This window comes from Methanococcus maripaludis, from assembly GCF_013760955.1.
Classification (GTDB): Archaea; AGJL01; Methanococci; order Methanococcales; family Methanococcaceae; genus Methanococcus; species Methanococcus maripaludis_A.
Window position 1 is genome coordinate 275,370 of the sequence record NZ_JACDUL010000004.1, and the last position, 10,432, is coordinate 285,801.

Annotated in this window: 9 protein-coding genes; 7 read left to right on the forward strand and 2 right to left on the reverse strand. The window is 39.5% G+C overall.

What is annotated here, in order from left to right:
• Window positions 1-430: 430 nt before the first annotated feature.
• The gene (locus tag HNP90_RS09040; protein WP_012067998.1) at window positions 431-907 is read right to left on the reverse strand and encodes a DUF2798 domain-containing protein; all 477 of its coding nucleotides are present in this window, start codon (window positions 905-907) and stop codon (window positions 431-433) included.
• Window positions 908-1,676: 769 nt separating this feature from the next.
• On the opposite strand from HNP90_RS09040, the gene HNP90_RS09045 reads away from it, so the two are divergent.
• From HNP90_RS09045 to tsaA, 7 genes are all read left to right on the forward strand, one after another.
• Window positions 1,677-2,756 (forward strand): FecCD family ABC transporter permease, encoded by a 1,080-nt coding sequence (locus HNP90_RS09045; protein ID WP_012067997.1) that lies wholly within the window; start codon window positions 1,677-1,679, stop codon window positions 2,754-2,756.
• Window positions 2,757-2,762: 6 nt separating this feature from the next.
• Entirely contained in the window at window positions 2,763-3,605 is an 843-nt protein-coding gene (locus HNP90_RS09050; RefSeq protein ID WP_012067996.1) for an ABC transporter ATP-binding protein, read from the forward strand.
• A 15-nt stretch (window positions 3,606-3,620) separates the two neighbouring features.
• Window positions 3,621-4,460 (forward strand): class I SAM-dependent methyltransferase, encoded by an 840-nt coding sequence (locus tag HNP90_RS09055; protein WP_012067995.1) that lies wholly within the window; start codon window positions 3,621-3,623, stop codon window positions 4,458-4,460.
• Window positions 4,457-5,698 (forward strand): ABC transporter substrate-binding protein, encoded by a 1,242-nt coding sequence (locus HNP90_RS09060; protein WP_155810750.1) that lies wholly within the window; start codon window positions 4,457-4,459, stop codon window positions 5,696-5,698. Before HNP90_RS09055 ends, HNP90_RS09060 begins: the two co-directional genes overlap by 4 nt.
• A gap of 24 nt (window positions 5,699-5,722) precedes the next feature.
• Window positions 5,723-6,565, forward strand: a complete 843-nt coding sequence (locus HNP90_RS09065; protein WP_012067993.1) for a class I SAM-dependent methyltransferase — start codon at window positions 5,723-5,725, stop codon at window positions 6,563-6,565.
• 337 nt (window positions 6,566-6,902) lie between these two features.
• Window positions 6,903-8,123 (forward strand): ABC transporter substrate-binding protein, encoded by a 1,221-nt coding sequence (locus tag HNP90_RS09070; RefSeq protein WP_012067992.1) that lies wholly within the window; start codon window positions 6,903-6,905, stop codon window positions 8,121-8,123.
• Window positions 8,124-8,485: 362 nt separating this feature from the next.
• The gene (gene tsaA, locus HNP90_RS09075; RefSeq protein WP_012067991.1) at window positions 8,486-9,034 is read left to right on the forward strand and encodes a tRNA (N6-threonylcarbamoyladenosine(37)-N6)-methyltransferase TrmO; all 549 of its coding nucleotides are present in this window, start codon (window positions 8,486-8,488) and stop codon (window positions 9,032-9,034) included.
• A gap of 434 nt (window positions 9,035-9,468) precedes the next feature.
• Here tsaA and HNP90_RS09085 read toward each other — a convergent pair whose 3' ends face one another.
• Window positions 9,469-10,293, reverse strand: a complete 825-nt coding sequence (locus HNP90_RS09085) for a sulfite exporter TauE/SafE family protein (RefSeq protein ID WP_012067990.1) — start codon at window positions 10,291-10,293, stop codon at window positions 9,469-9,471.
• Window positions 10,294-10,432: the final 139 nt, after the last annotated feature.

The window sequence follows — 10,432 nt, forward strand, 5'->3', positions numbered from 1 at the left end:
CCAAATTTTTTTAAGGTCTGCTAATCCCGTTACGCTCTGCGTAACCCGAGTTCAAATCTCGGTCTCCGCGTTTCTCTTTTTACAGCGTTTAAAGCTCTTTTATTTCGTATTTTACAAGACCCGTTATAACATTATAGTCTATTTTGATAAATCTCAATTTTACGCTAAAAGCCCCCATTTTGAGCAGTCAAAAGTCACGGGACTCGGATCCCGTTACTAGGAACTGACGTCAAATTATCGTTTTTCGGAGTCCCGTGTGTAGTTTTCGGAGTCCCGTGTACTTATATCAAAATTTTGGGACTAAAATATTATTCGCCACGAATAATTTTAATAATTTAAGCGGATAAAACTGTTAAAATGCTGTTTTACAGATTTATCCAATTTTAAATTTTGAAATAGATCTTTTTTAAAGAATTTAAAAAAAGTATATTTATTTTGCAACATCGATAATACTTCCTTCTGGAAAAATTTTTCTAAAAACAAAGCCCACAAGCGGCCCTGCAACGAATACGATTAAAGGATAAGCAAATATAAAGTTAATAACCAAGTTATGGCCCCAGGTTAGGGGTAACTCATTTGAAAATCCAACTGTTAAAATGGATCCATACAATGACATCAAAGAAGCCATTCCTGAAACAATAACTAACGCAGCTATCGCTCTTTTTTGAAACGCTGTGTGATGATCTTTATGTAATTTAAACACTAATTTCATGCCATGTCTTCCAACAACATAATATTCAAGCGTAAATGCAACTATGAACGTAAGTGGAAAACTTAACCAGCTCACTTTGAGAACTTCTGCAGAAAAGCCCCTGTGTAATGCCAAATTATACGTGGTCATTACAAATGCCATAAAACAAACGTAAAAAAAGGTATGAATTAAATTTTCGGTTTTATTGTGAATCATATGCTCACCCTGTGTTTTTTAAAATTGAATTCAGTTGCAAGAAAGTTTAACACAAGGCGTGTCTATATGTATCAAACAAAATTTGACATCTTCTTACCTGTATACATTGAAAATAATTAATTTATAAAGTTAACGTTGTTTTATCTTTAAACTATTAAAAACTGTTTTCAAAACACACGGTATCCAATCAAATTTGGGGGAAAATCAATATATCTTTACTCCATTTTCGGATATTCGATTAATTAATAGATTTTAATTTCTAATTTTTAAATAAATTAATATCAAACAGTTGATCCAACAAAATACCTAATGTTGGGTATTCTTTGCCACTTGATTGGGAAGTTGAGGTAACTAACGATATTTAATCTTTTTTTAAAATTTTCCATTTGAAATGAGTTAATAAACATTATTTCCGAAAAATAACTGTTTTTTAAAATAATATCGTGTTTTAATTCTTTATTTTAAAAACAGACGGTTTATTTTAGTAATAAAATCAAAGTAGAAAATAAGAACATATTGTTGTAATTATAATTACATGATTTACTCCATGATTTTTTTTAAAGGGTAATTTTACGTAATAACGGTTTTTAACGAAAAACTCTGCTATCAAAGTATCCAAAATAATAATTTTGGTTTAAAAATATTAAAAACTAATAAAAAATTATATATAATTTTATAAAGTAATACAATTTGAGATAAAAGTGTTACATAAATAACCTTTTAAATTCACTTAAACACTGTCCAGCATTAGATAACAAAGTGATAACTTATGACCGAAATTGCCAGTATAAAAAAGATTCTGAAAGCCCTTGGCTATGAAGACGTTGCAGGGTTTTCAGAATACAAAAAAATTCTAATCCTGGTTGTAATTTCTGGGCTTCTTTTTGCATCTGCACTCACTGCAGTAGCTATGGGGGCCTATGAAATCCCACTCCACACTGTATACACTACAATCTTAACACATATTACACTTGGAGATGTATCAACCATTGGAAAACTTCATAATACTATTATCTGGGACATTCGTGTTCCAAGAGTACTGCTTACGATATTTGTAGGTGGAGCACTTGCCATTGCGGGTGCTGTTTTTCAGGGAGTATTCAGAAATCCACTCGTTGAACCATATATCCTTGGTGTATCTTCGGGAGCGGCCTTTGGTGCTGCCATGGGAATTGTCTTTCCAACAATATTTTTCTCGATTCAGCTTTCCGCATTTGCATTTGGATCACTTGCAGTTGCAATGACGTATACGCTGGCCCGTGTTCGTGGGGAGACCCCAATTGTTACATTAATCCTGGCGGGTGTAATCATAGGATCTATCTTCTCGGCACTTGTATCTTTGTTGAAATATGTTTCAGATGATACTGCCTTAAGGGAGATTGTATTCTGGCTTATGGGCGGATTCTATTATGCAACATGGAATGATGTATGGATGATAGCCCCCCTCGTCACTGTAGGATTTTTTATCTTGTGGGCAATGGGCTGGAAACTTAACATCTTGTCAATGGGGGATGATGAAGCCAGAACTCTTGGAGTGAACCCCGAAAAATATAAATTCATAGTGGTATCTATTGCCACTGCAATTACTGCTTTTGCAGTGTCTCTTGTTGGAATTATTGCTTGGGTTGGCTTGATGATGCCTCATGCTTCAAGGATGATTCTCGGACCCGACAACAGGTATGTAATCCCTGCATCGATGATGATGGGTGGAATATACATGATCCTATGCGACACACTGGCAAGAACAATTACAAGCTCTGAAATTCCCGTTGGGATTATTGCATCGATTCTTGGAGCTCCCTATCTCTGTTACTTGCTGAGACACAAGGGGAAAGTAATATTCGGGTGATTGATCATGCTTCATGTAAAAGATATTCATTTCAATTACGGTGATTTCCCCGTATTATCGGGAATTTCATTTTCTGTAAACGAAGGAGAACTGTGCGGACTATTCGGGCCTAACGGATGTGGAAAAACAACCCTGTTCAAGTGTTGCCTTAAATTCCTGAAATCTGACCGGGGATCTGTCCACATGGCTGGAAAAGATACCTCAAAAAGATCTATCGAAGAGCTTGCAAAAGTTGTCTCCTATGTGCCACAAGAGCACAAACCTCCATTTCCATATCTCGTAAGAGAAGTAGTTTTGATGGGGAGAACCCCTCATCTTGGAGGTATTTTTGGAGTTAAGCGAAGAGATAAAGAGATTGCAATTGATGCGCTGGAACAGCTTGAAATAGGGGATCTTGCGGACAGGCCATACAACCAGTTATCTGGGGGACAGCGGCAGATGGTGCTGATGGCAAGGGCAATTGCTCAAGATACGCCTATGATGTTTCTCGACGAGCCCACATCTGCTCTTGATTTCCAGAACCAGATGAAGATTTGGGAGACTATGAAAGACATTGCAGCAGAAGGAAAGACGATCCTTGCCTGCAGTCACGATCCCAACCATGTGGCATGGTTCTGTGACAGGGTGATAGTGGTATCAAAAGACGGTATTGTCGCTGATGGTCCGCCCGATGTTACGATCAATGAAGAGGTATTGGATATGATTTATTCCGATACATGCTCGGTCAGAAGATCAGGAGATGTTCGGGTCGTAATGCCCAGAAGTATTGCAGGAGAGCCTGGGGCAAGGTCGTATCCTGCCACTGAAGATTCTTACAGCCAATATGAAAATATAGAAATAAAAGACTAAATGGGGGACAAATTAATGAACTACAATTCTATCGACTGGAATGAAGTATGGAAACAGCAATATGAAAAAAGTATTGAATTAAAAGGAAAAGGGGATTGTGCAACAGTATGGGATTCCAAAAAGAAAGCTCAGGAATTCCTTGAAAGGTCAAATAAAAATCCTGGACGTATACAAGAAATCATTGAACTCTTTAAGCCAGGGAAACATTCCACCATTCTTGATGTGGGTGCAGGTCCCGGAACGCTTGCCGTGCCTCTGGCCGGACTGGCAGCACATGTGACGGCAGTAGAGCCCGCCAACGGAATGGCTGAAGTAATGGGGGAGTATGCAGCTCAGGAAGGAATTTCCAATCTCGACATTGTCCCAAAAAAGTGGGAAGACCTTGATCCAAAAACAGACCTTAAGGATTCATATGATATCGTATTTGCCTCCCATTCACTTGGAATGCCCGATATTAAAGAATCCATTGAAAAGATGATCGCCGTTGCATCCGGGAAAATTTACCTATTCTGGTTCGGAGGAACCCCTGCATGGGAGCAGAGGATGATAGACCTATGGCCTGACCTTCACGGAAAGGAGTATTCATGCGGACCAAAGGCAGACGTCATCTTCAATCTTTTGTATTCTATGGGGATTTACCCAAATGTCGAATCGAGGAATTTCCCTAATCATTTTGAATATCCTGACTATAATGCCGCCTTCCAGGGATTAAAAGAGCAATATGGGATATCGACACCGAAACAGGAGTCAGTCCTTAAAGACTACCTGGATAACATGTTGGTTAATGAAAACGGACACATGGTACTCCCAGGAAAAAGTACAGGGATTCGGCTATGGTGGGAGGTGGACAAATGAAAATAAAGGCTAAGTTATTCAGTCAGGCACTGATTCTTATTCTTATATCCCTGATCGTCATCTTTGCAGGGTGTGTCTCTGAAGATACATCTGGAAAAGAACAAAAATCAGGCGTTGCAGGGTCAGATTATCGGACTGTCATCGATTCCCGTGGAGTTGCAGTTGAAATTCCGTCGGACGTCAAAAGAGTTGCTACAGTCTCTGATGGCCTGATCGAAGGGACAATGTACGCTCTCGGAGTTGAAGGTACTATTGTTGGCATAGGTTCATCGGCTTTACAGAGTGAATGGACATATTCCTACCCAACAGATGACGGAGGCGTCGTGAACGGCACTGGGGGGCACCATGTAATAAAGGAGCTAATTGAAAATATTGAAGACATCCCGCTTTTTGCACAATATGGATCTCCACTTAATTATGAAACGCTGTCTTCTTTAGAGCCCGATGTTGTTATAGTCAGACTTGGAACCAGTGCCTTCTGGGAAGATGCCGAAGCTGCTCAAAAGACGATTGATAGGATTGAGTCTTTGGGTATGCCAGTTGTTGTTCTGTACAGCCCCAATTGCTATGATGATGCATCTCTTACCAGGATCTCTGACGAAATCGAAATAATCGGGGACGTATTCGATAAGAAAGAAGATGCAGCAGAAATTGCAGCATATCTCGAATCTCAAATTGCACTTGTGGAGGAACGTACTTCAGACATTCCCGAAGATGAAAAACCCTCAGTGCTTATGTTTGGACTTTCTCCTACTCACCGGGCACAGGGGGGTGCTGGAGTCGCCCAGGGTCTCGGGACTGCAGAATCCTATATGATAGAGACTGTTGTTAATGCCAAAAACGCCTATCAGGTGGATATAGGTACATTCCAAATCGTCAATACAGAGCAGGTGCTTGCCCTTGATCCCGATGTAATTGTCCTTTGTACTGCATGGGGATACCATCCACCTGGGGAACTGACAGAGGCTACTTATTATGAATCACTCAGGGAGCTCAAGGCCGTCAAGAACGGGCGTATAATGTCCCTTCCATGGACCCCATGCAACTGTGCAAAGAGAATTGAGTACCCGATAGATGTGATGGTAATAGCAAAAGCTGCATACCCTGACAGATTTGAAGACATCGAACTTGACGAATGGCTTATAGAATTCTACATGAATACATATGGTGTCGACCAGACAACAGCGGAAAAGCTGCGGACAGCACAATGGATGGATTGGTGTGTTGGAGAGCAGTAATCCAGATTTCCAAAGGTGATTTTAATGAAAAACTATTACGGATTTGACTGGAACGAAATATGGAATGAGATAAACGAAGCAAATATCAAATGCGGAGCTTTTGGGGAGTGTGCCTCAATATGGGAGAGCAAAGAGGCGGCCAGAGCTTTTCTTAACAACTCTTTTGCCAATCCCGAACGTAAACAATTTATTATTGACAGTCTTCCCTTATCGCCGGATTCCAGGGTACTTGACATTGGTTCAGGTCCGGGAACAATCGCGGTGCCCGTCGCCGGCCGTGTGAAACATGTAACTGCAGTAGAACCATCTCACGGCATGGCAGATGTCATGGAGGAATATGCTGCAGAAAACGGAGTTTCCAATCTTGATATTGTCAGAAAACGTTGGGAGGAACTTGATCCTTCCTCTGACCTCCAGGGACCTTACGATATTGTTTTTGCATCATATTCTCTTGGAATGCAGGATTTAAGGGATACCATCAGGATGATGGAGGAAGTTTCCTCAAAATGGGTTTACATTTTCTGGATCTCCGGAATGCCGTCATGGGAAAAGGGATTTTTGGAACTCTGGCCACAAATCCATGGAAAAGAGTTCTGCCTCACTCCTCAGGCAGACATTATCTATAATGTACTTTACTCAATGGGGATTTACCCAAACATAAGGGTAGCTGAAATTGAGAGCAACAATCATTTCCCTGATCTCAATTCAGCGGTTTCAAAGTTAAGCTCTGTATACAACATTGAAACCAGCGAACAGGAGGAAATTCTCCGGAATTACCTCAGCACAGTTCTTGCCCGAGATGAAAAAGGGTTTGCAGTCAAAGAAAGCAACATGGGCACGGCCCTCTGGTGGGAGATGGGAAAGTGAAAATCAATTTATAGTACAGATCTGATGAAGATGAAGATTGTAATATGTGGAAAAAGGGGCAACAGAAAGAGTACAAGCAGCTCAAAAGGGAGGTTATCTTTAATGTTCCCTATTCCCTGAGAATTTACTCAATGTTGAGACAAGTTACATGAACACGTACGGAGGTTTACGGGCTTTCAGGCAACATTGACGAGTTTAATGAACAATACAAAATTGAAACCCCTGAACAGGAAAAAATACTCTCGGATTATCTAAAGTTCAGTTTGAAGGAAGATAATGGGGAGTATATACTTAACGAAAAGTCAAACACTATAAAAATCTGGTGGAAGGTAGAATAATGAAAAGAAAAAATACCGGGATTACACTGATCCTTAGTCTGTTCATGTCCATATTGCTCATACTATGCGCAGGATGTATATCAGACAACAGTGGAAGTTTACAGACAACAGACAATTCAGAACAGTCAACAGGCTATAAGACAGTCGTTGACATGAGGGGGGTGGAGGTTACCATCCCTGAAGATCCACAAAGGGTAGTTGCAATGAGTCGCTCCCTCATCGACACTACAATGTACATATTCGGAAAGAGCGACAAGATTGTTGGAGCAAGTATCTCAACAAAACCAACAGCGGCCGGAACCTACGTTTACAACGGAAATGATTACACAGTCAACAACTGGATAGGCCAGCTCCTCTATCCTGAAATCAAGAACCTGACGAATGTCGGAGGATTTGGAGGGCCATACGGATCACCGAATGCAGAAACTGTTGCCCAACTTGAACCGGACCTGTTTATTCTCAGGGATATGGGTGCAAGTTCTGAAGACACAAATAAATTCATCGAACAATTAGAGTCAATGGGAATACCGGTTGTAGTACTTCAGTATCCGTCATGCTACGACAATCCTAGTATAGATACCATTTATGAAGAAATAGCTCTTCTCGGAGAAGTCTTCGGAAACGAGGATGAAGCCGATCAGATCATAGACACAATGAAATCAAGAGTTGATTTCATTTCTGAAAGAACTGCTGGAATACCTGAGGATGAGAAAGTAGATGTCCTCTACTTCGGAGCTCCTACGTGGGCAAAAGAGAGATACGGCGGTGCAGGATATGCATTCGGAAGTGGAACAATAGAAATTGCCTTCATGGAAGATGTAATAAATGCAAACAATGTCTACACAGATAGTGGCACTAATCTGGTTTCAGCCGAACAGATGCTTGCACTTGACCCGGATAAGATCATCCTGTGTACATATAGCGGATACCACCCTCCAAGACAGCTGTATGATGAGGAGATGTATGGGGGCATACAGGAGATGACCGCTATCCAATCCGGTGAAGTATACTCTCTTTCCTCAACACCATGCAAATCAGAGAGGCTTGAACTTCCTATTAATCTAATGATTGCTGCAAAGGCTATCTATCCTGATAGATTCGAAGATATTGATCTTGAATCATGGACACGTGAATATATTATAGAATTATATGATACCGACGAAGAGGCCACTGATGAAATAATGGATGCACTTATGTTCGAATATCTTGGAATCTCCTGAGACATTCAGGAACAACTTTCTTTTTTTTAGCAATGCCAATTTAGTCCATTTATAAACATTTTCGTTATTTTTTCATTTATTTCTAATTTTCAAATAAATTAATATCCAAAATTTGATCATCCAAAATGGGGAAATTACTAGTTTAATTACCAGTCCTGAATATGGCCGAACAGGACGTTTCTTCCAACTAAAAAAGCTACTGGAAATGATTAAAATTGATATTTTTGTCTGAAAAACATTAAACAAATAAAAATTTATATATAATTTCTCCGCGTATAGTTTAATTTAAACAGGCGGCAAATAATTGCCCAAACTAAAGATAAATTTTTTATTACGCCATAGATACTAAACGGAGGCTAATTATGGATACAACATTCGAAAATATAACTTTGCAGCCAATTGGCATGGTCCGCAACAACATCAAGCAGCCATTCATCATCGCAAGTGAAAAGGGCCTTAAAATGCGAGAAGGCCATGCTCCGACCCACGAAATGATTCACAAAGCCAATGACACGGTTTCTGAGGTAGTCCTTAATAGTGATCTTGCTGAACACCTTGATGGAATTGAAGAATTTTCCCATATCACGATTTTATACTGGGCTCACGGCGTCCCCCGCGAAGCCTGTGCCCTGAAAAAAATCCGCCCGAGGGGTAATCCAAACAACCCTCCAGTGGGGCTCTTTTGCACCCGCAGCCCTGCCCGTCCGAATCCTATTCTCACCACAGTTGCCCGCCTCGTTGGACGGGAAGGTACAACTCTCAAAGTCACCGGTCTCGATGCCATCGATGGCAGTCCAGTCCTCGATATTAAACCGTGTATCAAGGAGTTTTATCCTACAGATAATGTGAAGATTCCGGTGTGGATGGAAAAGATTCGGGCAAGTTTTAGACATGAAAAAACGAATGATTGATTTTCTTCTTATCGGGAATTTAAAATTCAATTTCAAACGAAAACCCTGAAGAAAACAGAGGGGTTATTCAAATATTAAAAGTTCAGGATAACTCTGGAAAAGTAATTAAAAGCCATAAAATAGTATACATTGCAGGCTCAGATAGATTAGGAACACAAGCTGCATTGGAATACTTTAAAACTTTCGATGAATTTCATGAAGGACCAATAACTGTAAAATGGACTGAAAATGGACCAATCTTAGTTGAATAATTTAAAAACAAATATTTCTCTTTTTTTATGTTTTATCAATTCATTAATTTTTGATAATTTCAATATTTTAAAAAATATCCAATCCATAATTTGGTCGGAGTTTTAAAAAAGATTTTAAAATTAAGACGAAATAAATTTTTTAATGAAAAAATGTAAATTTAATTATTTTCGATATTTTCTGAGTTATAATGGTAATCCAAGCCAGGAAAATATGCCAATCATTTTTAAGCCCATATATGCCATTATGGCAATGAATAAAGTCATCAATGATTTTGCAGGGATTTTGTGTGCAAAGTGTGCACCAAACCTTGCCATGGGGATACTTGTGGCTGCCAACAATCCCCACTGGAGTATGTTGAAATAACCTATTGAGTAAGGTGGTAGTCCTGCCTGACCCAATCCAAGTAACATGTATGCTAAGCCTGCCCCTAACGAGGTAAACATTATCATTGCACTAGATGTACCAATTGCTTCGTGCATATTGAAATTTAAAAAAATCAGCATGATGGGGATTACTAAAACGCCCCCTCCAATGCCGATTAAACCTGTAACAAAACCGATTATAATACCCAAAAATATGTAAGTTAAAGTATTTTTATTAGGTTCACCTTCAACCCTAATTGGTTTTGCTGTAATCATTCTTAAAGCGCCAATTAACATTGTTAAACCAAACATTGTCTTAAGAATAGTTCCTGAAAGATAGGATGCAACATAAGCTCCCCCAAATCCTCCAATTGCCCCAATAACACCAAGGGTAATCGCTTGATTCCATAAAACAATCCCCTTTTTATGATGTTTGAGTACACCACTTAATATGGTTGGCAAAACGACCATGAGGTTTGTTCCAAATGCTACTCTTATTGCAATAGTCGGGTCTATGCCCATTGCTGTTAAAATCCAGTATTGGATCGGTATCATGATGAAACATCCTCCAATTCCTAAAAGGCCGGCAAAAAGTCCAACAAAAATACCTGTAACCAATAAAATTATCATAAATAGTGGTTCCATAGGTATACGTCTCCAATACTGTTCAAATAACTTTATCATTCAATTTTTTTATTTATTGCTGGGATTCTACTTTTTTTAGCATTTCCCCAACATCTCCCTCAATCATGATGTTATCAAGCCTGTTTCCTTTAAGATTTTC